The organism is Actinomycetospora lemnae, from assembly GCF_028737315.1.
In the GTDB taxonomy this organism is placed as follows: Bacteria; Actinomycetota; Actinomycetes; order Mycobacteriales; family Pseudonocardiaceae; genus Actinomycetospora; species Actinomycetospora lemnae.
This window is the reverse complement of sequence record NZ_JAQZAO010000004.1, coordinates 121,841-144,309: the sequence shown is the minus strand read 5'-3', so window position 1 is coordinate 144,309 and position 22,469 is coordinate 121,841. Positions and strand designations below refer to the sequence as shown.

Genomic DNA, 22,469 nt, shown 5'->3' with positions numbered 1-22,469 from the left:
CGCTCGGTGCCTGCCCGATTCTTCGGTAGCGTGACGCCCGTGGACGGAGGGCTCACCCAGCGGCGCGCGATCGACCTGTGCCGCGTCGACTCCAGCCTCTGTCGCTGACCCTCCCGGACGGCCTCGCGTCCCGGACGGTCCACCAGGTCGCTCTCCCTCGACGGAGCTGCACAGCGACGGGTGCCGGTCGCGTGCGTCGTCCTGTCGCAGGACCCCGTTCCGAGAAGAGCACCCGAGGAGTACCACACATGAGCCGCCAGGACGCCCTGGTCAGTGCCGACTGGGCCGAGCAGAACCTCGACGCCCCGAACACCGTCTTCGTCGAGGTCGACGAGGACACCACCGCGTACGAGGGCGGGCACATCCCCGGCGCGGTCAAGCTCGACTGGAAGACCGAGCTCCAGGACCCGGTGCGTCGCGACTTCGTCGACAAGGCCGGCTTCGAGGAGCTGCTGTCGAGCAAGGGCATCAGCAACGACGACACCGTCATCCTCTACGGCGGCAACAACAACTGGTTCGCCGCCTACGCCTACTGGTACTTCAAGCTGTACGGGCACCAGGCCGTCAAGCTGCTCGACGGCGGCCGCAAGAAGTGGGAGCTCGACGGGCGCAAGCTCGACACCGAGGTCCCGCAGCGGTCGCAGACGCAGTACACCGCGAAGGAGCAGGACACCTCGATCCGCGCCTTCCGCGACGAGGTCGTCAACGCGATCGGCACCAAGAACCTCGTCGACGTCCGCTCGCCCGACGAGTTCTCCGGCAAGCTCCTCGCGCCGGCGCACCTCCCGCAGGAGCAGGCGCAGCGCGGCGGCCACATCCCGTCGGCGCTCAACGTGCCGTGGTCGAAGGCCGCCAACGAGGACGGCACGTTCAAGTCCGACGACGAGCTGCGCGCGCTCTACGAGGAGCAGGGCCTGGACTCGTCGCGCCCGACCATCGCGTACTGCCGCATCGGCGAGCGCAGCTCGCACACCTGGTTCGCCCTGCACGAGCTGCTGGGCGAGACCGACGTCAAGAACTACGACGGCAGCTGGACCGAGTATGGCTCGCTCATCGGCGTGCCGATCGAGACCGGGCCCGGACAGAGTGGGAGTGGGAAGTCCTGATGTGCAGCGCCCCTGAGCAGACCGCCGAGCTGCCCGCCGGCACCGACCTCACCAAGGAGTCGGTGCTGGTCGGCAAGGTGACCAACGGCGGCTCGCCCGTCGGCGGCGCCTTCGTGCGGCTCCTCGACCGCACCGGCGAGTTCACCGCCGAGGTCGTCTCGTCCGCGTCCGGCGACTACCGCTTCTTCGCCCGTCCGGGCACCTGGACCGTCCGCGCACTCTCGCGCTCGGGCAACGGCCAGACCGAGGTGTCCGTCGGCGGCCCCGGCCTCTTCACCAACGAGGTGCAGGTCGCCTGACGGGTGTCAGCGAAGTGCCGTCGCTGACACCCAGCGTCCGTATCGGTACTTCGATCACCCGACGTACGCACCGCCCGTCCCGCCTCCCGAGGCGGGGCGGGCGGTGTCGTTAGGGTGGACCGGTGGCGTGGTTCTACACGGTCCTGCTCGCCGCGTGCAGTGCCGGCATCCTCGGCGGCGGCGTCGTGCTGACCCGGCGGCTGTTCCGCGACGAGCTGCTCACGGTCGAGGAGGAACGATGAGCGACGCCCCCTTCGCCGACGAGGGCGGCGAGGTGCCCGAGGGCACCAGCGGCAACGAGGCCATCCGCGCGGCGGCCGAGCGGGCCGAGCGCACCCGCGACGCGAACCTGCCGTCGTGGCCGGACCTGCCCGTCCGGAACGACACCGCGAACCTGCGGCTGGGCCCGGAGCTGAACGACGCGCTGCTGGGCCTCCTGCCGATGGTCGGGGTGTGGCGCGGGGAGGGCGAGGTCGTCTACCCGACGATCGACGGCCCGTTCCACTTCGGCCAGCAGATCACCGTGGCGCACGACGGGCGGCCGTTCCTGTCGTGGGAGGCGCGGTCGTGGATCCTCGACGGGCCGGGCGGCGCGGTCGTGCGTCCCGCGGCCCGCGAGGTCGGCTGGTGGCGCGCGCAGGACGACGGGACGATCGAGCTCCTGCTCGCCCACCACACGGGGATCATCGAGCTCTACTACGGCGCGAGCCGCACCCAGACGTCGTGGGAGCTGCAGACCGACGCCATCGCCCGCACCTCCACCGCCAAGGAGGTGAACGGGGCGACGCGGCTGTACGGCATCGTCGAGGACGGCGACCTCGCCTACGTCGAGGAGCGCGCCATGGAGGGCCAGCCGCTCCAGCCGCACACCTCCGCCCGGCTGCGCCGCATCGTCGGCTGACGCACCCGTGGACGTCCGGCCGGTGGGCCCGGAGGCGCTGATCGTCGACCTCGACGGGCTGGACGCCGTCGCCGTGGCCGGTGCCGCCCTGCGCGACGCGCTGGAGCGCGGCGCGCTGCCGGGCGTCGTCGACGTCGTGCCGGCCGCGAGGACGGTGCTGGTCACGGCCCCGGGGGCGCCCGAGGCGCTGCGAGCGGTCCGCGCGCTGCTCGACGGGATCGACCTGGGCGCCGCACCCGACCGCGGCGCGGCGGGCTCCGTGGAGCTGCCGGTGCACTACGACGGCGAGGACCTCGAGCTCGTCGCCCGGGACGCGGGCTGGTCGACCGCCGACGTGGTCGCCGCGCACACGGGCGCCGAGCTCACCGTGGCGTTCGGGGGCTTCGCGCCGGGCTTCGCCTACCTCACCGGGCTCCCCGAGGCCCTGCACCAGCCGCGGCTCGACACCCCCCGCCCGCGCATCCCCGCCGGTGCCGTGGGCGTCGCGGGCGAGTTCGGCGGGGTCTACCCGCGCACCTCCCCCGGCGGCTGGCGCCTCATCGGCCGGCTCACCGAGGACGCGCCGACGCTCTTCGACCCCGACCGCGACCCGCCGGCCCTGCTCGTCCCCGGGACCACCGTGCGCTTCCGGGACGCCGGGTGAGGCGCGAGCTCGAGGTCACCGCGGTCGGGCCCCAGGCGCTGGTGGTCGACCGCGGCCGGCCCGGCTGGGCGCACATCGGCGTGCCGGCCGCCGGCGCGCTCGACCGGCCCGCCCACGCGCTCGCGCAGCGCCTCGTCGGCAACGGGCCCGACGAGGCCGGGCTCGAGGTGCTCCTCGGCGGGCTGGCCGTGCGCGTGAGCGCGGCGACGACCGTGGCGCTGACCGGACCGCCCGGTGGCCTGCGCGTCCGGCGCGCCGCCGGCGGCGAGCGGACCGTGCCGTCCCACCAGCCGGTCCACGTGACCGCCGGTGACGAGGTGGTCGTGCCGTCGCCGACCTCCGGCCTGCGCGGCTACCTCGCGGTGGGCGGGGGCATCGCCGTCGACCCGGTGCTCGGCAGCCGCAGTGCCGACACGCTCTCGGGACTCGGGCCGGCGCCGCTGGAGGTCGGCACGCGGCTGCCGCTGGGCCCGCCGACGACGATCCCGCCGGTGGGCACCGGGGCGCTCGGCGTCTCGGCGGCGCCCGACGCGGTGACGGTGCGCGTGCACCTCGGGCCGCGGGCCGACTGGGTGGACGACGCCGCGGGCCGCCTGCGCGCGGGCACGTGGACGGTGGCGCCGACCGGCGACCGTGTCGGCGTGCGCCTCGAGGGCCCCGCGCTCGAGCGGGCCGCCGACCGCCGGGGCGAGGAGCTGCGCAGCGAGGGCCTGGTCGGCGGGGCCGTGCAGGTGCCGCCGGACGGGCAGCCGGTCGTCTTCCTCGCCGACCACCCGACGACCGGCGGCTATCCCGTCGTCGGCGTCGTCGACCCCGCGGAGCTGGCGGTGTTCGCCCAGCTGCGACCCGGGTCGTCGGTGCGGTTCTCGCCGGTGGCGACGCCGCCGCCGGACGCCTGATCCGCCGGCAGCAGTCCCAGGCCGCGCGCGACGACGGTGGCGAGCGCGCGCTCGTCCACGCCGACCAGCCGCGCGACCTGGGCGGGGCTCAGCCCGGCGCGCAGGAGGGCGGTGACGTCGCCGTGGCCCTCGCCCGGCCGCCCGGTCCCCGCGGCGGTGAGCGCGGTGATCGCGGAGACCGCGCTGATCGCGGCCTGCGGGTCGCGCAGCAGCACGCCCAGCAGGCGGTCCTTGGCGGCCTCGGTGGCTCCCGGGTCGCCATCGCTGGTGGGCGGGTCCGCGCGCGCCGGCTCGGCGGCGAGGCGGGCACGGATGGTGTCGACGTCGATGGGGGACGTGTCCGGCTCGGCGTAGCGCGTGGCGGCCGCGGCGTCGGCGCGCCCGGAGAGGTTCGACACCGGCGTGCGCACGCCGACACGCTCGCGCGCGACCTCGGGCGTCGGTCCCGTCCAGGGCGCGTCGGGGTCGACCCGGCCGGCCTCGAGGGCCGGGGGCGGCCAGGCGGCGGCGGCCGCGGCGGCCCGGCGCGCCCGCCGGCGGCGGACCGCGGAGAGCACGAGCAGCACCACCGCGATGACCACGAGGACGGCGGCGACGACGATCCACGTGATCGGGGATTCGAGCACGCCCATGGCCGCAGACGGTACGCCGTCCGGAGGCGCCGAGCCGGTCGTCGTGGTCACGGACGGACGGACGGAGTCACCCGTCTGCCGCACGCTCCGGGGTCGCCGCGGCGGAGCGGACCGTCCGGTCCGACGAGTCGGCGCCCTCGGTGACGTCGGCGGTGGCCTCGCCGGCCGTCCCGTCCGCGGGGGTGTCCACGGCGTCCACGGCGGCGGTGTCGGCCGCGGTGTCGGCCGCGGTGTCGGCGCTCGTGTCCGCCGGGGCCTCGGCGGCGCCGTCCGACGCCGTGGGATCCACCGTGATGGTGTCCTCCGCGGACGCACCGGGGCCGGCGTCCGGTCCCACGGGCGCGGCGTGCGGCGCCGCGCCGTACGGCCCGTGCGGGCGGGGACCGGGCGACGGCGGGCCGGGCGGCCGACCCGGGCCGCGCCACGGAGCGGGCGGGCCGATGGGGCCTCCCTGCCCCGGTGGCCGCGGCGGGCCCGGCGGCGGCGCGGACGGGCGCACGGGACCGGAGACGATCTCGTCGAGGCGTCCGCGCAGGCGCACGAGCTCGTCGACGACGGCGTCGCGCTGCGCGCGCAGGTCGGCGAGGGCGGCGCGGGACTCGGCGTGCTCGGCCAGCAGCGACTCGGCGGCCTTGCTGCGCACGAGCTGGGCCTCCTGCTCGGCGGCCTGGAGGATGCCGCGCAGGCGGTCGTTGAAGGCGCCGACCATGTCCGGGCTCCCGGCCGGCTGGTCGCCCGCCGGGGAGCGGCGGGCCTCCGGGATGGTGTCCGAGAGACGCCCCTCGAGCGCCGAGGCCGCCGGGGCGCTGCCCCGCCGCCGCTCACGCACCGCGAGCTGCGCCCGGAGCTGGGCGTTCATGCGCCGCAGGCCGGCGACGTGCTCGTCGACCTGACGACGGTCGTAACCCCGCAGGACGACGTCGAAGTGCGGGCCGGGACTGTCCTCCTCGACACCCGAGAGATCCAGGTAGTGCTCGGCGTCGGGCGGTGTGCGTCCCTGCTCACCGGTCGTCATCGTCACCTGCCTGCTGCCGGGGTCTCTCCGACGCCGTCCGGTCCGGCGCGGAAGTCTCCGATCGTAGGGACCAGCGCCGCCCGGCGCACGGAGCCGCACCCGCTCGGCGGGGTGGTCGAGGCGCCTACCATGAACGGGGTGGACACCGAACTGCGGCAGACCCTGCACCGCCGCGGTCTGCGTATGACACCGCAGCGCCAGCTGGTCCTCGACGCCGTCGCGGAGCTCGGGCACGCGACGCCCGAGGCGGTCTGCACGCGGGTGCAGGAGACGGCGCCGGCGGTGAACATCACCACCGTCTACCGGACGCTCGACCTGCTCGAGCAGCTCGGGGTCGTCAAGCACACCCACCTCGGGCACGGCGCGCCGACGTACGCGACCTCCGAGCACGAGCACGTCCACCTCGTCTGCCACCACTGCGGCCGCGTCGACGAGATCGACGTCGCCGCCCTGGACGACCTGACGGCCGCCCTCCGGGAGTCGCACGGCTTCCGCCTGGACGCCACCCACGTCGCGCTGTCGGGCTCGTGCCGCGACTGCGCCGACCGCGCCGACGCCGAGCTCGCGGAGGACGCACCGTGACCACCTCTCCCTTCGACGAACCCGGGGCCGTCGCCCCGGTGGACGCCGAGGACGCCCTGGACGCCGCCGTCCCCGCCCACTACGGCGACCCGTTCGGCGAGCAGCGCGCGATGACCCGCCGCGCGGGCGTCGTCGACCGCTCCCACCGCGGCGTCGTCCGCGTCACCGGTCCCGAGCGGCTGAGCTGGCTGCACCTGCTGCTGTCCCAGCAGGTCGCGGACCTGCCCGACGGCGGCGGCACTGAGGCGCTGGTGCTCGACGCGCAGGGCCGCGTGGAGCACCACGCCGTCCTCGCCCACGTCGACGACACGGTGTGGCTCGACGTCGAGCCCGGCCGGGCCGCCGCGCTCGCCGACTACCTCGACCGCATGCGCTTCTGGTCGCAGGTCGAGGTGGCCGACGAGACCGACGCGTGGGCGCTGCTCTCCGTCGTCGGTCCGGCGGTGGACGAGGTGCTCACCGCCGCCGGCGTCCCCGCCCCGCACGGCGACCACGCCGCGGCCGCCCTCCCGGGCGTCGGAGACGGAGCGCAGCGGAGCTCGACCTCCGGAGCCGGCATCGTGCGCCGCATGCCCTGGCCCGGCCCGGACGCGGAGGCCGCGGTCGACCTGGTGGTCCCGCGGGCCGAGCTCGGGTCCTGGTGGTCGCGGTTGCGCGGCGCCGGGGCGCGCGCGGCCGGCCACGACGCCTTCGAGGCCCTGCGGGTCGCCGCGCTGCGCCCGCGTCTCGGCCTCGACACCGACGAGCGAGCGATCCCGCACGAGATGGGCTGGATCGGCGCCGCCGTCCACCTGCAGAAGGGCTGCTACCGCGGGCAGGAGACGGTGTCGCGCGTCGCGAACCTCGGCCGTCCGCCGCGCCAGCTCGTGCTCCTGCACCTGCAGTCCGGCGACGACCCGCTGCCCCCGCCCGGCACCCCGGTGCTCGGCGAGGAGGGCGGGCGCGCCGTCGGCCGGCTCGGCTCCGCCGTGCGCCACCACGAGCTCGGCACCGTCGCCCTCGCGCTGCTCAAGCGCTCGGCGGTGACGTCCGCGCCCGGCGGCGACCCGCTGTGGGTGGCGCCGGAGTCCGACGACCTGGTCGCGGGCCCGGCCGCCGTCGACCCCGACTCGATCCCGCCGGACACCGGCGAGCCGCCCGGGCGCGCGGCGATGCGGCGCCTGCGGGGATGAGCGGGAGACGGAGCAACCAGGGGAGCACGCCGACGGGGGAGCTCGACCGTGCACCGCTGCTCGGTCCCGAGGACGTCGCCGCGGCGGCCGCGGTGCTCGACGGGGTGGCCGTCCGCACCCCGCTGACCGACCTCGCGGACGGCTTCGCCGTCAAGCGCGAGGACCTCCAGCCGGTCGGCGCCTTCAAGGTGCGCGGCGCCTTCCACGCCGCGAGCCGGCTCGCCCCCGAGCGACAGGCGGCGGGGCTCGTCACCCACTCCTCGGGCAACCACGGGCGGGCGCTGGCCTGGGTCGCGCGCCGCCTCGGGGTCCCGTGCACGGTGGTGGCCCCCGACGACGCCGTCGAGACCAAGGTCGCGGCGATGGCAGAGCTCGGGGCCCGTCTCGTCCGGGTGCCCGCCGACGAGCGGGAGTCCGCGGCCGACGCCGTGGTCGCCGAGACCGGGGGGACGCTGATCCCGCCGTACGACCACCCGCACGTCATCGCCGGTCAGGGCACGGTCGGCGCCGAGATCCTCGCCGACCGCCCGGACGTCGAGCAGGTCGTCGTGCCGATCGGGGGCGGCGGGCTGATCAGCGGGATCGCCGCCGCGCTGCGCGGGTCCGGGGTGCGGGTCGTCGGCGCCGAGCCGGAGCTCGCGGGTGACGCCGCGGCGAGCCGGCGCGCGGGCGAGCGGGTCCGCTTCCCGCGCGAGCAGGTCGCCGCGACCGCCGCCGACGGCCTGCGCGCCACCGTGCTCGGCGAGCTGACCTGGCCGCACGTGCGCGACCTCGTCGCCGACGTCGTCACCATCGACGAGGAGGCCATCGCCGACGCCACCCGCCGCCTGCACGCCGCCGGCGTCGCGTGCGAGGCGAGCGGCGCCGTCGCCACGGCCGGATGGCTCGCCCTGCCGCCCGCCGACCGCACCCGACGCACCGTCGCCGTGGTGAGCGGCGGCAACGTCGACCCCGCCTGGCTGGCCCGGGTGCTCGCCGACCAGCACGAACGCTCACCGGTGCCGACGTTCGGGTGAGCCGGCGGGGCTCGGTCGACCGGCGCGCGCGCGACACGCACCTCTCGACGCGCCGACCCGGGTGCGGGATGACACCGCCCCGCCGTGGCGCGCACCATGAAGACATGATCGAGTTCCGGCAGGGTGGCCGTCGACGCCTCGACCGCGTGCTCGACCCCGCCTTCCTCGCGGACCTGGCGACCTGCCCGATGGACGACGTGCGCGCCAAGCGCGACGACGCCGCCCAGGAGGAGACCGACCTGTCCTACCTGCGCCGTCTGCTGCACGCGCGGATGGACATCGTCCGGTTCGAGCAGCGCCGGCGTGACGCGGAGACGCGGGGCGAGGACGGCCCGTCGCTGGTCGACGAGCTGCCCCGCATCCTCGCCGCCAACGCCCTCGGCCCGGCCGCCGGCCGCGGGCGGCACCACACCGTGCAGCCGTCGCGCGCCGAGTCGCACCGCCGTCACGTCGAGGCGCTCCTCGCCGACACGGGTCTCTCCGACGTCGCCACGCTCTCCGAGACCGACCTGACCGCCGCGGCCGAGGCCTACGCGCAGGAGGAGGCGTCGGTCTCGGAGCACCGCGGGCGCGTGCAGCAGGTCATGGACGCCTGCAACGACGAGATGGGCCGCCGCTACCGCGACGGCTCGGCGTCGGTGGACGACCTGCTGCGCCGCGAGCGCGAGGGCGCCTGACGGGCTCGTGGGTCGGTCGGCTCGCCCCTCGGCGCGCCCACTGCCACGAGAGGCGCACCTAGTTCGCGCGCTGGTGGACGGCGATGCCGGCCCAGAAGTCGCGCAGGCGCCGGTAGCTCGCCATCGCGCGCTCGGCGTCGCCGGCCCGCAGGGCCTCGAGCGCCTCGGCGACGTCCTCGGCCGAGGTGTCGGCGGCGAGGGTCTGGTCGTCGAGCAGCGCCACGATGCCGCCGTAGTCGAGCTCGACGAGCGAGCCCGGGTCGAAGTGGCGCAGCCAGCGGGCGGTGTCGCGCAGGACGTCGGAGGGCCCGTCGTCGCCGAGGGTCTCGGCGAGCAGGTCGGCGCCGGCGTCGGCACGGGCGAGCGCGTCGCCCATCGCGACGCGCCAGTAGCAGCGGCGGACCGGCGCCTCGGGCGCGGTGACCGCATCCTCGCTGGGCAGGACGAGGATCCGCTCGGCGGGCTCGACCAACGCGAACCACGGCAGCGGCACCGTCCACGTCGCCGAGACGATGTGGGTGGCCGCGTCGCCCAGCTCCGCGACGACCGCCTCCGCCCGGGAACGCACCACCGACTCCTCGGCGGTCAGCACGGCCGTGCGCAGCACCGGCGTCTCGCTGGACAGGAAGCCGACGAGCGCAGCGGCCGCCCGCGGCCGGGTCTCGAGCGGGCACACGAGCGTCTGCGGTCCGATCGGCTCCTGCCCCGCGGCACCGCCCGGGCCGTCGGCGAGCAGGACGTCGGCGGGGGCCTCGATGGCCGTGCCGTCGATCCGCTCGCCGGGCAACAACCGGGGCGGGACGCCCAACTGTGCGCGAAGACACACCTCGCGATCACGCTGCCCCGCATCGGCCACCGGGACCGCTCCACGAGCCAGTCCGGCCCGCACCCGCTGGGCCAACGGCCCGCGCAGCGCACCCAGCGGCTCGTAGACGCGCAGGTAGCAGACGAAGGGGGCGGGCACGGGCGCCGATCGTGCCATGTCACGTCGCGACCCCGATCGGACACACGGTATTGTCGTGAGCACGAGAGTTACCTCAGATTTCAGGGGGCCGCCGGAGATGCTCCGGCCGCCCCCGCCCTGTGCGAGGGGGTCCAGCCATGGGACGCGGACGAGCCAAGGCCAAGCAGACGAAGGTGGCCCGAGAGCTCAAGTACAGCTCCCCGAACACGGACTTCGATGCTCTGCAGCGTGAACTGGGCAGCGGCGACGACCGTTTCGCCGCCCGTTCCGACGACGACGACCAGGTCGACGCACGCTGGGCCGAGTACAGCTACGACGAGCGGTGACGCCCGCTCGCCCTGGGGCCGCCTGCTGACACGGTCGACCCGCCCGGGGACGGGGACGCTTCGTCGTTCCCCGGGCGGGTAACCGCGCGCACCGGTCGCTCACCCCGAGCGCCCCGGACGCGAGGAGTGGACGTGGCGAAGGCGTTCAGCAAGGGCGACGACGTCAAGTGGAACTGGGGCAACGGCCAGGCCGAGGCCTCGGTGAAGGAAGTGCACACCGAGCGGGTCGAGCGCCAGATCGACGGCAAGAAGCAGACCCGCAACGGTTCCGAGGACAACCCCGCCTACGTCCTCGAGCAGTCGAACGGGAAGACGGTGCTGAAGCTCCACTCCGAGCTCATGCCCGACTGATCGGGATGCAGCTCGCGCAGGTCAACGTCGCGCGCCTGCGCCACCCGGTCGACGATCCCCGCCTGGCCGGCTTCCTCGCCGTCGTCGACCGGGTGAATCGGCTGGCCGACGTCACGCCGGGCTTCGTCTGGCGCGACCCCGAGGCGCACCGTGGCCTGCACCGGCCGCCCGACGGCGCCGAGCCGCTCACGGTGGTGAACCTGTCGGTGTGGGAGGACGACGAGGCGCTGCACCGGTTCGTCTACCGCGGCCCCCATGGTCAGCTGGTGCGCCGCCAGCGCGAGTGGCTCCTGCCGAGCAGCGGCCCGCCGACGGCCCTGTGGTGGGTCCGTGACGGTGAGCGCCCCACCCCGGACGCGGCACTGGCCCGGCTCGCGCACCTGCGCCGGCACGGCCCGACGCCCCGCGCCTTCAGCATGAAGAGGCGCTTCGACCCCGCCGGCGCACCCGTGGTGACCGGCGGAGCGCGCCGGAGGTCGGTGGACAGCGCGACGTAGGAGCGCCGGGTGCCGCACCTCCTCGGCGCGGGCAGCTCAGAAGCGGGGGTGGTCGCCCCGGAGGACCGCGTGGCCGGCGTCGGCCGGCGCCTCGTCGGCGTCCGTCGTCGCGCGCACCTCGCCCAGCACCCAGGACGGCACGTGCTTGGCGGTGAGCACCGCCATCGCCCGGTCGACGTCGTCGGGCGGCAGGACGACGACCATGCCGACGCCCATGTTGAAGGTGCGCTCCATCTCCTCGCGGGTGACGCGGCCCCGCGAGGCGATCAGCTTGAACACCGGCGCCGGGGTCCACGTCGTGCGGTCGAGCTCGGCGGTCAGGCCTGCCGGCAGCACCCGGGCGAGGTTGGCGCACAGCCCGCCGCCGGTGACGTGTGCGAACGTGCGGACGTCGGTCTCGGCGGCGACGGCGAGGCAGTCGCGGGCGTAGATGCGGGTGGGCTCCAGGAGCTCGTCGCCCAGCGTCCGGCCGAACTCCTCGACGTGCCCGTCGAGCGACATGCGCCCGATCTCGAGCAGCACCTGGCGCGCCAGCGAGTAGCCGTTGGAGTGCAGGCCCGACGACGCCATGGCCACCACGGTGTCGCCGGGGCGGACGCGGTCCGGGCCGAGCATGCCGTCGGCCTCGACGATGCCGACGCCGGTGGCCGAGAGGTCGTAGTGGTGCGGCTCCATGACCCCGGGGTGCTCGGCGGTCTCCCCACCGAGCAGCGCGCAGCCCGCGAGCCGGCAGCCCTCGGCGATGCCCGAGACGATCTTCTCGACCTTCTCCGGGACGAGCTTCCCGATCGCCAGGTAGTCCTGCAGGAACAGCGGCTCCGCCCCGCAGACGACGAGGTCGTCGACGACCATCGCGACGAGGTCGCGGCCGACGGTGTCGTGCCGGTCGGCGGCCTGGGCGACGGCGAGCTTGGTGCCGACGCCGTCGGTGGACGCCGCCAGCACCGGCTCGCGGTACTTGCCGGTGCGCAGCGCGAACAGCCCCGCGAATCCGCCGATGCCGCCGAGGACCTCCGCGCGATGCGTCGACTTCGCGAGCGGCTTGAGCCGGTCGACCGCGCGCTCCCCGGCCTCCACGTCCACCCCGGCCGCGGCGTAGCTGGCGAGCGGGCCGTCGGGCTCGGCGGAGGCGTCGGTCATCGGTGGGGTTCCTCGCAGGGGACGGGCGTCGGCGGTCGATCCGGGACGGTCAGGGACGGCTCAGGGCGTCCTCGGCACCGTAACCCGGGCTCCCCAGCGAGATGCCGGCCCCGCCTGCCCGCCCGGTGTGGACCACCGGGCCGCCGGCGTCCCCGCCGTCGCCGCAGCTCGCGCCCGTGACGTCCTCGAGCAGGTGCTTGCCGACCATCGCGTCCTCGGGCAGCGCGATCGGGTACTCGCCCGAGAAGCACGCCGTGCACAGCCGCGAGCGCGGCTGGTCGGTGGCGGCGACGAGGCCCTCCTGCGAGATGAAGCCCAGGCTGTCGGCGCCCACCGAGCGGCGCACGCCCTCGTCGTCGAGGCCGTTCGCGATGAGCTCGGCCCGCGAGGCGAAGTCGATGCCGTAGAAGCAGGGCCAGCGCACCGGCGGGCTCGCGATCCGCACGTGGACCTCGACCGCGCCGGCCTCGCGCAGCATCCGCACCAGCGAGCGCTGGGTGTTGCCGCGGACGATGGAGTCGTCGACGACGACGAGGCGCTTGCCCCGGATGACCTCGCGCAGCGGGTTGAGCTTGAGCCGGATGCCCAGCTGGCGGATGGTCTGCGAGGGCTGGATGAACGTGCGGCCCACGTAGGCGTTCTTGACCAGGCCCTGGCCGTACGGGATGCCCGAGGCCTCGGCGTAGCCGATCGCGGCGGGCGTGCCCGACTCGGGCACCGGGATGACGAGGTCGGCCTCGGCCGGGTGCTCGCGGGCGAGCCGGCGACCGATCTCGACGCGCGCGGAGTGGACCCCGCGGCCGGCGATCGTGGTGTCGGGCCGGGCGAGGTAGACGTACTCGAAGATGCAGCCCTTCGGCTCCGGCGCGGCGAAGCGGGAGCTGCGCAGGCCCTCGGCGTCGATGGCGATGAGCTCGCCGGGCTCCACCTCGCGCACGAACGAGGCGCCGACGATGTCCAGCGCCGCGGTCTCCGAGGCCGCGACCCACCCGCGGTCGAGCCGGCCGAGCACCAGCGGGCGGACCCCGTGGCGGTCGCGGGCGGCGTAGAGCGTGGTCTCGTCGCAGAACACGAGGCTGAACGCGCCCTGGAGGTCGGGCAGCAGGCGCAGCGCCGCCTCCTCGACCCCGAGGTCCGCGGCCGAGTCGGCGAGCAGGCCGGTGACGACGTCCGAGTCGGTGGTGGCCCCGTCGAGCGCCGAGCGCCCGCGACGGTGGCCGTGGCCGTTGCCCACCGCCAGCGCGTCACGGCGTCGGACCAGCTCGGCAGTGTTGACGAGGTTGCCGTTGTGCCCGAGGGCGAGGCCGGTGCCGGCCGCGGTGGTGCGGAACGTCGGCTGGGCGTTCTCCCACGTCGGCGAGCCCGTCGTGGAGTAGCGGGTGTGGCCGACCGCGAGGTGGCCGCGCAGCGAGGACAGCGACTGCTCGTCGAAGACCTGGCTGACCAGCCCGAGGTCCTTGAAGACCACGATCTGCCGGCCGTCGCTGACCGCCATCCCGGCGGCCTCCTGGCCGCGGTGCTGCAGCGCGAAGAGCCCGAAGTACGTGAGCTTCGAGACCTCCTCGCCGGGCGCCCACACGCCGAAGACGCCGCACTCCTCCTTGGGGCCCTCGTCGAACGCGGGCTCCGGGTCTGGAGGGGAGGTGGTGGTTGACGTGGGCCGTGGATCGTTTCCGGCTGGGTCCACCGGGACGGCTCCTTGTCGACGGTGTGCCACGAGTCGTGCCGCTGGCCAGCGTACGCGCCCGCCGGGGCCCGTAGGGGCGCTCGGGGCCGGACGCGCCGTGACGCCGGTCCCCCTCGTCGGGCCCGGAGATCGCCGGCAGATCACCGGGAGATCACCCGGAGATCCGACCCGGGACCAGGTCCCGGAGGTCACGCCCCGAGCAGGTCGCCGGGCCGTGGCCCCAGCGGCGTGCCGCGGCGCAGGATGCGGGCGATGTCCGCCGAGGGCAGGGCGGGCGCGAACAGCCATCCCTGGCCCTCGTCGCACCCGAGGGTGCGCAGCCGCGCGGCCTGGGCGGCGGTCTCGACGCCCTCGGCGGTGACGGTGAGGTCGAGGGCGTGCCCGAGCGCGACGAGGGTGCCGACGATGCGCTCGTCCACCTCGTCGGAGAGCTCCTCCTCGCGCAGCCCCTCGCCGAACGAGCCGTCGAGCTTGATGACGTCGACGGGCAGTTTGCGCAGGTAGGAGAGGTTCGAGTAGCCGGTGCCGAAGTCGTCGACGGCGATGCGCACGCCCATCGCGCGCAGGCCGTCGAGCGCCTTGAGCGGGGCGCCCTCGTCGATGGTCAGCGCGCGTTCGGTGAGCTCGACCTGCAGGCGGTCGGACGGCAGTCCGGTGCGGTCGAGCAGGGCGGCGACCTCGGCGACCAGGCCCGGCTCCTGGAGCTGGCGCGGCGCCACGTTGACGCTGACGAACGGGGCGGCGGGACCGAACTCCTCGTACCACGCGCGGGCGTCGCGGCAGGCGTGCTCCAGCACCTGGCGGCCCAGCGCCACGATGATCCCGGTCTCCTCGGCCGGCTCGATGAACAGCGACGGCGAGAGCACCCCGAGGCGCGGGTGCTGCCAGCGCACGAGCGCCTCGACCCCGCGGACCCGCTGGTCGGCGAGCGACACCAGCGGCTGGTACAGCACGAAGAACTCGTCGTGCGCCACCGCCGAGGGCAGCGCCGCCGACAGGGTGAACCGCGCGGTCTCGGCCTCGTCGCGCGACGGGTCGTGGACGGCCCAGCGCCCGCGGCCCTCGTTCTTCGCGGTGTAGAGCGTGATGTCCGCGGCGCGCATCAGCTCCGACGCCGTGGTCTCGGTGACCGCCTGCTCGACCACCCCGATGCTCGCGCCGACCACGAGCTCCTGCCCGGCCAGGCGCAGCGGGGTCGCGAGGGCGGCGAGGAGCCGATCGGCCAGCTCGACGAGGCGGTCGACGCCGTGGGTGTCCTCGACGAGCACGACGAACTCGTCGCCGCCGGTGCGCGCGACCAGCTCGCCCTCGGTGACGCACGCGGCGAGCCGGCGGGCCACCTCCTGGAGCATGAGGTCGCCGACGCTGTGGCCGAGGCTGTCGTTGATGGTCTTGAAGCCGTCGAGGTCGAGGAAGCAGACGCCGACCCGGCGGTCCGGGTCCGGCCCGGCCTCGGCGAAGACGCGCTCGAGGCGTTCGGTGAACCGCGTGCGGTTGGCCAGCGTGGTGAGCGGGTCGTGGTAGGCCTGGTAGGCCAGGTGCTCCTGGAGGCGGTGCCGCTCGGTGGCGTCCTCGAGCATGGCGAGCTGGTAGGCGGGCCGGCCCTCCCCGTCGCGCACCAGCGACAGCGTCAGGTGCCCGATGATCTCCTCGCCCGTGCGGCGGAAGAAGCGCTTCTCGAGGCGGAAGTTGTCGATCTCCCCGCGCAGCAGGCGTTCGTAGAGCCGCCACACCGAAGGGGCGTCGTCCGGGTGGGTCAGGTCGCCGACGGTCAGGCTGCGGAACTCGTCGGCGGTGTGGCCGAACATGCGCGTCAGGGCCGGGTTGACCTCGAGGATCCGGCCCTCCATGTCGCCGAGGCCGATGCCGATCGCGGCCTCGTGGAACATGGCGCGGAACCGGGCCTCGCTCGCGTGCAGCGCCTGCTCGGTGTGGTGGCGCGCCGCGAGCACGGCGCGCCGGATCGCCTCCTGCTCGTCGAGCGTCCGGTCGCGCAGCGCCTCGGCGTAGCCCGCGGCGAGCGTCCCGGTGAGCGCCTGCACGGCCGGCAGGACCCCGTCGCCCCACACCGCGGGCAGGCGTCGCGCGAGCAGCAGCACGGTGCGCTCGAGGGTCGCCGGCCCGGTGAAGTGCGCGGCGACGAGACGCCGGCCGACCTCGGCGCCCACCTCCGGGCGCGGCGGGTCGGCCAGCACGCCGTCGACGACGAGCCCGGCGAGCGCGCGCAGGTGCGCCTGCAGCTCGTCGGCGGCCATGGGGACGTAGCTGGTGCCCTCGACCTCAGCGGCCCAGGCTGCGGCGAGCGCGTCGACGGGGTCGCCGGGCTCGTCCGGCTCGTCGGCGGGCACCCCGGGCTCAGTCACGACGACCCACGGCGGCGTAGCCGGTGAAGCGCTCGGGGTGCGCGGGCGCGGCGGCCGGGTCGTCGGGGCGCCACTCGGGCAGGAACACGATCCCGGGCTCCTCGAGCGTGAATCCCGCGAGCAGCGCCCCCACCTCGTCGCGCGAGCGCATCGTCATCGGCGTCGCCGTGCGCCGGTAGAGCGACTGGTGCTCGTCGGCGCGGTCGGGCGCGCCGTCGGCGCTGGCGTGGCTGACGACGAGGAAGCTGCCCGGGGCCATGGCCTCGCGGTAGCGCGCGAGGACCTCGGCGGGCCGCCGCTCGTCGCCCACGAAGTGCAGCAGCGCGACCACGAGCACGCCGACCGGGCGGGACAGATCGAGCAGCGAGCGCGTCACGGGGTCGTCGAGGACCGCGGACACGTCGGTGAAGTCGGCCTGGACGACGCCGGTGCGCGGGTCGTCGGCGAGGATCGCGCGCGAATGGGCGACGGCCACGGGGTCGATGTCGACGTAGACCACGTGGACGTCGGGGTTCGCCGCCTGGGCGACCTCGTGGACGTTGCCGACCGTCGGGATGCCCGACCCGATGTCGAGGAACTGGTCGATGCCCTGCGAGGCGAGGTGGCGCACCGCGCGGCGCAGGAACGCCCGGTTGGCCTGCATGATCCGCGGCAGCTCGGGCCAGTCGGCGACGGCGCGGGCGGCCATCGCCCGGTCGACGGCGAAGTTGTGGAGACCACCGAGGTAGTGGTCGTAGACCCGGGCGGCGCTGGGCCGTTCGATGTCGACCTCGTCCGGAGCCCAGCTCGGCCGCTGCACCCGGCCTCCCTCCGCGGTCCACCTGACCGGTCCGTCACGGTGCGGTGATGGTCATGGTACGGGCGCACCCGAGAGAGATCAGCTGTTCTCACACGTTCGATGCACGTCCACCACCGGGAGCCATCGCGCGATCTCGGCGGCGCGATGGCCCGACGCCGACATCCGGTCGGCGGCGGCGTCCCACGTGAGTACCCCGAGCGCGAGCCCGAGCCACGTCGCCGCGTCGGTCTCCACGACGTTCGGCGGGGTGCCGCGGGTGTGGCGCGGCCCTTCGACGCACTGCACAGCGCCGAACGGGGGTACGCGCACCTCGACGCTGTGCCCGGGTGCGGTGTGCTCGAGGGTGCGCAGCGACGACCGGACCGCCGCGGCGAGCAGCGGGCGCGCCGGGCGCTCGTGGCCCTCGGGGTCGCGGACCCAGCCGGCGACCGCGAGCAGGTCCGCGCGCACCTGCGCGGGGTCGGGGGCTCGCTTCGGCACGGTGGTCGAGGATAACGGGGGCCGGCAGGCGGAGAGGCGGGCCGGAGACCACCGGCTAGCGTGATCGGGTGCCGCGCGCCCGTGCCCTGTTCCTCGCCGGCGTGCTCGGCCTCGTGGCCTGGCAGGCGCGCCGCCTGTGGATCGCCACGACGATGGAGACCGACCACGCCGCGTACTGGCGGCGCCGCCGGCGCAGCCCGGGCGACGTGCTGCTCGTGGCGCTCGGCGACTCGCTCGCGCAGGGCCTGGGCGCCGTGCACCCGGAGCGCTCGTGGGCCGGGCGGCTGGCGGACGCGATCGAGGAGCGCCGGGGCGTCCGCGTGCGGGTGGTGAACCTCGGCGTCGTCGGCGCGACCGTGGCCGACGTCCTCGCCGAGCAGCTGCCGGCGGTGCCCGACGGCTGGACCGGCCCGGACGCCGTCGTCGCGCTCGCGGTCGGCACCAACGACGCCGCGCAGGACACACCGGTCGGGGACTTCCGCCGCGACCTCGACGCGCTGTGCGCGGCGCTGCCGTCCGGCGCGCTGGTCGCCGACGTGCCCGACCTCCAGCGCGGCGTGGTGCAGCGGCGGGGCCGGGTGCTCTCGGCCGTCGCGCGCGAGGTCGTCGCCGCCCACCCGGACCTGCGCCCCGTCGCGCTCGAGGCGGCGACGCACGACATCAACCGCCTGCTCGACAGCGGCCCCGACCTCGCCCACCCCAACGGCCGCGGCTACCGGCGCTACGGGCGGGCGTTCGTCGCCGCGCTCTGAGCCGACCCCGACAGCAGCGAACGCGCTGTTCGTTGCGCTAGAAGCAGCGAACGCGCCGTTCGCTGCCACGGGGGGCGGTGCTCAGTCCAGCGCCGCCGGCAGCGTCGCCTCCCAGAGCGACCGGAGCTCGGCGAGCGGGAGGTCGTCGACGCCCTCGATCGCCACCGCGTCCCCGCCGACCTCGCCGAGCCGGGCCGCCGGCTGGCCGGCGTCGGCGCAGCGGCGGGCGAGCTCGGCCTCGTCGCCCGGGGCCACGGTGACGAGCATCCGCGCGCCGGACTCGGAGAACAGCACGGTCGCGGCGTCCAGGCCCTGCGGCCCGGACGGCAGCGCGACGCGCGCCCCCCGCCCGGTGCCCAGCGCGGCCTCGACCAGCGCCTGCGCCAGGCCGCCGTCGGAGAGGTCGTGCGCGCCCGAGAGCAGGCCCTCGGACGCGGCGCCGGCCACGAGCCCGGCGAGCCGGGCCTCCGCCGCGAGGTCGACCTGCGGGGGCCGCCCGCCCAGGTGGTCGTGGACGACGCCCGCCCACGCCGAGCCGTCGAGCTCGTCGCGGGTCTCGCCGAGCAGCCACACCGCGTGGCCCTCGGGGCCGAGCCCGTGCGGCACCGCGCGCGTGACGTCGTCGAGGATGCCGAGCACCCCGACCACCGGCGTCGGCAGGATCGCCGTGCTGCCGGTCTGGTTGTAGAAGCTGACGTTGCCGCCGGTCACAGGCAGCCCGAGCGCCGCGCAGCCGTCGGCCAGGCCCGCGACCGCCTCGGCGAACTGCCACATCACCGCCGGGTCCTCGGGCGAGCCGAAGTTGAGGCAGTCGGTCACCGCCACCGGCACCGCGCCCGAGGAGGCGACGTTGCGCACCGACTCGGCGAGGGCGAGCTGCGCGCCGGCCCGCGGGTCGAGCTGGCAGAAGCGGCCGTTCGCGTCGATGGCGACCGCGACGCCCCGCCCGCTCTCCTCGTCGACGCGCACCACACCCGCGTCCGCCGGGGTCGCGGACGTGGTGTTGCCGCGCACGTAACGGTCGTACTGCTCGGTCACCCAGGCGCGGGAGGCCAGCGCGGGCGAGGCGACGAGGGCGCGGACCTGCTCGGCGATCTCGCCGGGCGTCGACGGTCGCGGGCGACCGGCGACGCTGTCGGCCTGCAGCGTGTCCTGCCAGGCGGGCCGCGCGTAGGGCCGCTCGTAGACCGGGCCGTCGTGGGCGACGGTGCGCGGCGGCACGTCGACGACGGTCGCGCCCTGGTGGGTGATGCGCAGGCGGTCGCCGTCGGTGACCTCGCCGATCACGGTCGCCGTGACGTCCCAGCGCCGGCAGACCGCCATGAACGCGTCGACGTTCTCCGGGGTGACCACCGCGCACATCCGCTCCTGCGACTCGCTGGAGAGGATCTCGGCGGCGGTCATGTCCGCGGCGCGCAGGGGGACGGCGTCGAGGTCGATGTGCATGCCGCCGTCGCCGGCGCTCGCGAGCTCGGACGTCGCGCAGGACAGCCCGGCACCGCCGAGGTCCTGGATGCCGACGACCAGCCCGCCGCCGAAGAGCTCGAGGCAGCACTCGATGAGCACCTTCTCGGCGAACGGGTCGCCGACCTGCACGCTCGGCAGCTTCTTGCGGCTCGGGGCCTGGGTGGGGTCCGCGGCGTCGAACGTCTCGGAGGCGAGCACCGACACGCCGCCGATGCCGTCGAGCCCCGTGCGGGCGCCGAACAGCACGATCTTGTTGCCGGTGCCCGACGCGAAGGCGAGGTGCAGGTCCTCGTGGCGCAGCACGCCGACGCACAGGGCGTTGACCAGCGGGTTGCCGGCGTAGGTGGGGTCGAAGACGACCTCGCCGCCGATGTTCGGCAGCCCCAGGCAGTTGCCGTAGAAGCCGACCCCGGAGACGACGCCGGGCAGCACCCGTGCGGTGTCCGGCGCGTCGAGCGGGCCCACCCGCAGCCCGTCCATGACCGCCACCGGCCGCGCGCCCATCGCCATGATGTCGCGGACGATCCCGCCGACGCCGGTGGCCGCCCCCTGGTGGGGCTCGACGTACGACGGGTGGTTGTGCGACTCGATCTTGAAGGTGACCGCCCACCCGTCCCCGACGTCGACCACGCCGGCGTTCTCCCCGATGCCCGCGAGCAGCCGCGCGCGCATGGCCTCGGTGGTGGTCTCGCCGAAGCGGCGCAGGTGGACCTTCGACGACTTGTAGGAGCAGTGCTCCGACCACATCACCGAGTACATGGCCAGCTCGGCCTCGGTGGGACGGCGACCGAGGATGTCCCGGATGCGCGCGTACTCCTCGTCGCGCAGGCCGAGCGCCGCGTGGGGCTGGGCCTCGTCGGGGGTGCTCGCGGCGCGCTCGACGGTGTCGACGGGCGGGGCCGAGGACGGTGCAGGGGGACTGGCTTGCACGGGGGCGACGGGGGCCGGACCCTGGGGGACGGTCACCCCGACGAGGGTAGGCGCCCCGCGCGGGTCGCCGTCGGGGCCGTGGGCCGGGTCTCGCCGGGCCGCTCACGACCGGTCGCGCGCGGTGAGCGCGCCGCTACCCACGACGTGCGGTCGACAAACCCGCTCAGGGGCACGTCACCGACTCCACCGACCGACATACGCCACACGCCCACCGTGTGCACCACCACTCGCGGGAGCGGCATGGGCCGTTCGCTCGATCGGATGGCCGTTCATGGTTCCGTACGGTCATTTCGCCGCGACACGATGCTGGCGTGTCGGGCAATACCCGGGAGTGTCGGACCCTCGATACATCATGGAGCCATGACCACCGCCTCCGTCTCCTCGGCGACCGGCACGGCGTCCGGCCCAGGGTCCGGCGAGGACGCCGCGGCGTCCACGCCGGGGGCCGGCGACGTCCTCGCGCAGCTCCCGCTGGTGCTCGACCGGGAGCTGCTCGGGGTCCGCCGCCACGCCCTCGAGCTCGCCGGCCGCGTCCCGCAGAGCGTCCTGCCACACGTCGACGCGGCCGCCGGGATGCTCGAGTTCCTGGTCGACGACGGCTCCGGTGGTGTCGTCGTGCTCGCGCTGGCGCCCGGTGCCCGCGGCGACACGGTCGTGCCCCTGCTCCCGGCGGCCCAGCCCAGCGAGCCCGGCGGGCGCGACGTCTCGGCGGACGCGCCGTTCGACGAGGTCGTCGGCGAGGCCGTCGAGGACGTGTCACGCCTGCTCACCCACGTCGACCGGCCCGACGAGATGCGCGGGCTCGTGCTGCACCTCGGCGGGCGGATGCTGCTCGTCTACGCCGATCTCTGGGAGCTGCGGGTCACGCTGCTGCCGTGAGGCGGCGCAGCACGGAGGTGAAGAGGCCCAGGCCGTCGGTGCCCGGGCCGGTGAGCGCGTCGATGGCGTGCTCCGGATGCGGCATGAGCCCGACGACGCGACCGTCGGCGGAGCTGATGCCGGCGATGTCGCGCAGTGCGCCGTTGGGCGCGGGCTCGGTGTAGCGGAAGACCACGCGACCCTCGGCCTCGAGCGCGTCGAGGGTCGCGGCGTCGGCGACGTAGCGGCCCTCGCCCGACTTCAGCGGCACCCGGATCTCCTGGCCCACGGTGAAGCTCGAGGTCCACGCGGTGTCGGCCTCGACCCGCAGGCCCACCTCGCGGCACACGAAGCGCAGACCGTGGTTGCGCACCAGCGCGCCGGGCAGCAGCCCCGCCTCGCAGAGGATCTGGAAGCCGTTGCAGATGCCGAGCACGGGCATGCCCGCCCGGCCGGCCTCGACGACCGGTCCCATCACCGGCGAGCGGGCGGCGATCGCGCCGGCGCGCAGGTAGTCGCCGTAGGAGAACCCGCCCGGCACGACCACCGCGTCGACGCCCTGCAGGTCGGCGTCGTCGTGCCAGAGCGCCACCGGCTCGGCGCCGGCATAGCGCACGGCGCGCGCCGCGTCGACGTCGTCCAGCGTCCCGGGGAACGTGATGACCCCGATCCTGCTCACGGCACCCTCCGCACGACCCACTCCTCGATCACCGGGTTGGCCAGCAGCGACCCGGCGATGCGCTCGAGCTCGGCGTCGTCGACGGAGTCGTCGACCTCGAGCTCGAAGTGCTTGCCCTGACGCACGTCGGCCACCCCGCTGACCCCGAGGCGGCCCATCGCGCGGGCCACCGCCTGCCCCTGCGGGTCGAGGATCTCGGCCTTGGGGAGCACGTCGACGATCACGCGAGCCACG

General features: G+C 75.5%; 25 protein-coding genes. 14 read left to right on the top strand and 11 right to left on the bottom strand.

The window, feature by feature from the left end; genetic code table 11:
- Positions 1-248: 248 nt before the first annotated feature.
- From PGB27_RS10175 to PGB27_RS10155, 5 genes are all read left to right on the top strand, one after another.
- Complete coding sequence (locus PGB27_RS10175) at positions 249-1,106, top strand: sulfurtransferase (RefSeq protein ID WP_274200256.1); 858 nt, start codon at positions 249-251, stop codon at positions 1,104-1,106.
- The gene (locus tag PGB27_RS10170) at positions 1,106-1,405 is read left to right on the top strand and encodes a DUF1416 domain-containing protein (RefSeq protein ID WP_274200255.1); all 300 of its coding nucleotides are present in this window, start codon (positions 1,106-1,108) and stop codon (positions 1,403-1,405) included. The genes PGB27_RS10175 and PGB27_RS10170 overlap by 1 nt, the downstream gene beginning before the upstream one ends.
- Before the next feature lie 238 nt (positions 1,406-1,643).
- Positions 1,644-2,306 carry an FABP family protein gene (locus tag PGB27_RS10165; RefSeq protein ID WP_274200254.1) on the top strand — a complete coding sequence of 221 codons (663 nt, stop codon included), beginning with the start codon at positions 1,644-1,646 and terminating at the stop codon, positions 2,304-2,306.
- Positions 2,307-2,313: 7 nt separating this feature from the next.
- Complete coding sequence (locus tag PGB27_RS10160) at positions 2,314-2,949, top strand: 5-oxoprolinase subunit B family protein (protein WP_274200253.1); 636 nt, start codon at positions 2,314-2,316, stop codon at positions 2,947-2,949.
- Positions 2,946-3,848, top strand: a complete 903-nt coding sequence (locus tag PGB27_RS10155; RefSeq protein ID WP_274200252.1) for a 5-oxoprolinase subunit C family protein — start codon at positions 2,946-2,948, stop codon at positions 3,846-3,848. The genes PGB27_RS10160 and PGB27_RS10155 overlap by 4 nt, the downstream gene beginning before the upstream one ends.
- On the opposite strand, the gene PGB27_RS10150 is transcribed toward PGB27_RS10155, so the two are convergent.
- Positions 3,737-4,480: a hypothetical protein gene (locus PGB27_RS10150; protein ID WP_274200251.1), complete on the bottom strand. Its 744-nt coding sequence runs from the start codon at positions 4,478-4,480 to the stop codon at positions 3,737-3,739. The two genes, PGB27_RS10155 and PGB27_RS10150, sit on opposite strands and share 112 nt — an antisense overlap.
- 67 nt (positions 4,481-4,547) lie before the next feature.
- A complete protein-coding gene (locus PGB27_RS10145) occupies positions 4,548-5,495 on the bottom strand; it encodes a hypothetical protein (protein WP_274200250.1) in 948 nt (315 codons plus the stop codon).
- A gap of 129 nt (positions 5,496-5,624) precedes the next feature.
- Here PGB27_RS10145 and PGB27_RS10140 point away from each other — a divergent pair, with 129 nt between their 5' ends.
- The 4 genes from PGB27_RS10140 to PGB27_RS10125 all read left to right on the top strand — a co-directional run bounded on the left by PGB27_RS10140 (position 5,625) and on the right by PGB27_RS10125 (position 8,942).
- On the top strand, positions 5,625-6,077 hold the full coding sequence (locus tag PGB27_RS10140; RefSeq protein WP_274200249.1) for a Fur family transcriptional regulator: 453 nt from the start codon (positions 5,625-5,627) through the stop codon (positions 6,075-6,077).
- Complete coding sequence (gene ygfZ, locus PGB27_RS10135) at positions 6,074-7,249, top strand: CAF17-like 4Fe-4S cluster assembly/insertion protein YgfZ (protein ID WP_274200248.1); 1,176 nt, start codon at positions 6,074-6,076, stop codon at positions 7,247-7,249. The genes PGB27_RS10140 and ygfZ overlap by 4 nt, the downstream gene beginning before the upstream one ends.
- A complete protein-coding gene (locus PGB27_RS10130; RefSeq protein ID WP_274200247.1) occupies positions 7,246-8,265 on the top strand; it encodes a threonine ammonia-lyase in 1,020 nt (339 codons plus the stop codon). Before ygfZ ends, PGB27_RS10130 begins: the two co-directional genes overlap by 4 nt.
- 104 nt (positions 8,266-8,369) lie before the next feature.
- Positions 8,370-8,942 carry an RsiG family protein gene (locus PGB27_RS10125; RefSeq protein WP_274200246.1) on the top strand — a complete coding sequence of 191 codons (573 nt, stop codon included), beginning with the start codon at positions 8,370-8,372 and terminating at the stop codon, positions 8,940-8,942.
- Between the two features lie 58 nt (positions 8,943-9,000).
- Here PGB27_RS10125 and PGB27_RS10120 read toward each other — a convergent pair whose 3' ends face one another.
- A complete protein-coding gene (locus PGB27_RS10120; protein WP_274200245.1) occupies positions 9,001-9,906 on the bottom strand; it encodes a hypothetical protein in 906 nt (301 codons plus the stop codon).
- Between the two features lie 137 nt (positions 9,907-10,043).
- Between PGB27_RS10120 and PGB27_RS10115 the strand changes: the two genes are divergently transcribed.
- The 3 genes from PGB27_RS10115 to PGB27_RS10105 all read left to right on the top strand — a co-directional run bounded on the left by PGB27_RS10115 (position 10,044) and on the right by PGB27_RS10105 (position 11,080).
- Positions 10,044-10,232, top strand: coding sequence for a DUF3073 domain-containing protein (locus tag PGB27_RS10115; protein ID WP_274200244.1), 189 nt, complete (start codon positions 10,044-10,046; stop codon positions 10,230-10,232).
- 132 nt (positions 10,233-10,364) lie between these two features.
- Complete coding sequence (locus PGB27_RS10110) at positions 10,365-10,583, top strand: hypervirulence associated TUDOR domain-containing protein (RefSeq protein WP_274200243.1); 219 nt, start codon at positions 10,365-10,367, stop codon at positions 10,581-10,583.
- Between the two features lie 5 nt (positions 10,584-10,588).
- The gene (locus tag PGB27_RS10105; protein ID WP_274200242.1) at positions 10,589-11,080 is read left to right on the top strand and encodes a DUF3291 domain-containing protein; all 492 of its coding nucleotides are present in this window, start codon (positions 10,589-10,591) and stop codon (positions 11,078-11,080) included.
- A gap of 36 nt (positions 11,081-11,116) precedes the next feature.
- Here the strand turns inward: PGB27_RS10105 and purM are convergent, their stop codons facing one another.
- From purM to PGB27_RS10080, 5 genes are all read right to left on the bottom strand, one after another.
- Positions 11,117-12,220, bottom strand: coding sequence for a phosphoribosylformylglycinamidine cyclo-ligase (gene purM / locus PGB27_RS10100; protein ID WP_274200241.1), 1,104 nt, complete (start codon positions 12,218-12,220; stop codon positions 11,117-11,119).
- Between the two features lie 49 nt (positions 12,221-12,269).
- Entirely contained in the window at positions 12,270-13,907 is a 1,638-nt protein-coding gene (purF, locus tag PGB27_RS10095; RefSeq protein WP_274200240.1) for an amidophosphoribosyltransferase, read from the bottom strand.
- A gap of 188 nt (positions 13,908-14,095) precedes the next feature.
- The gene (locus PGB27_RS10090) at positions 14,096-16,270 is read right to left on the bottom strand and encodes a putative bifunctional diguanylate cyclase/phosphodiesterase (RefSeq protein ID WP_274200239.1); all 2,175 of its coding nucleotides are present in this window, start codon (positions 16,268-16,270) and stop codon (positions 14,096-14,098) included.
- Complete coding sequence (locus PGB27_RS10085) at positions 16,263-17,069, bottom strand: SAM-dependent methyltransferase (RefSeq protein WP_274200238.1); 807 nt, start codon at positions 17,067-17,069, stop codon at positions 16,263-16,265. The genes PGB27_RS10090 and PGB27_RS10085 overlap by 8 nt, the downstream gene beginning before the upstream one ends.
- Before the next feature lie 78 nt (positions 17,070-17,147).
- Positions 17,148-17,549 carry a sterol carrier family protein gene (locus PGB27_RS10080; protein WP_274200237.1) on the bottom strand — a complete coding sequence of 134 codons (402 nt, stop codon included), beginning with the start codon at positions 17,547-17,549 and terminating at the stop codon, positions 17,148-17,150.
- A gap of 68 nt (positions 17,550-17,617) precedes the next feature.
- Here PGB27_RS10080 and PGB27_RS10075 point away from each other — a divergent pair, with 68 nt between their 5' ends.
- The gene (locus tag PGB27_RS10075; RefSeq protein ID WP_274200236.1) at positions 17,618-18,301 is read left to right on the top strand and encodes an SGNH/GDSL hydrolase family protein; all 684 of its coding nucleotides are present in this window, start codon (positions 17,618-17,620) and stop codon (positions 18,299-18,301) included.
- An 81-nt stretch (positions 18,302-18,382) separates the two neighbouring features.
- Here the strand turns inward: PGB27_RS10075 and purL are convergent, their stop codons facing one another.
- Positions 18,383-20,698, bottom strand: coding sequence for a phosphoribosylformylglycinamidine synthase subunit PurL (gene purL, locus PGB27_RS10070; protein WP_274200605.1), 2,316 nt, complete (start codon positions 20,696-20,698; stop codon positions 18,383-18,385).
- A gap of 360 nt (positions 20,699-21,058) precedes the next feature.
- Between purL and PGB27_RS10065 the strand changes: the two genes are divergently transcribed.
- Entirely contained in the window at positions 21,059-21,577 is a 519-nt protein-coding gene (locus PGB27_RS10065) for a hypothetical protein (RefSeq protein ID WP_274200235.1), read from the top strand.
- Here PGB27_RS10065 and purQ read toward each other — a convergent pair.
- Both purQ and purS read right to left on the bottom strand, forming a co-directional pair.
- Positions 21,561-22,235: a phosphoribosylformylglycinamidine synthase subunit PurQ gene (purQ, locus tag PGB27_RS10060; RefSeq protein ID WP_274200234.1), complete on the bottom strand. Its 675-nt coding sequence runs from the start codon at positions 22,233-22,235 to the stop codon at positions 21,561-21,563. The genes PGB27_RS10065 and purQ overlap by 17 nt on opposite strands.
- Positions 22,232-22,468, bottom strand: coding sequence for a phosphoribosylformylglycinamidine synthase subunit PurS (purS, locus tag PGB27_RS10055; RefSeq protein ID WP_274200233.1), 237 nt, complete (start codon positions 22,466-22,468; stop codon positions 22,232-22,234). Before purS ends, purQ begins: the two co-directional genes overlap by 4 nt.
- Position 22,469: the final 1 nt, after the last annotated feature.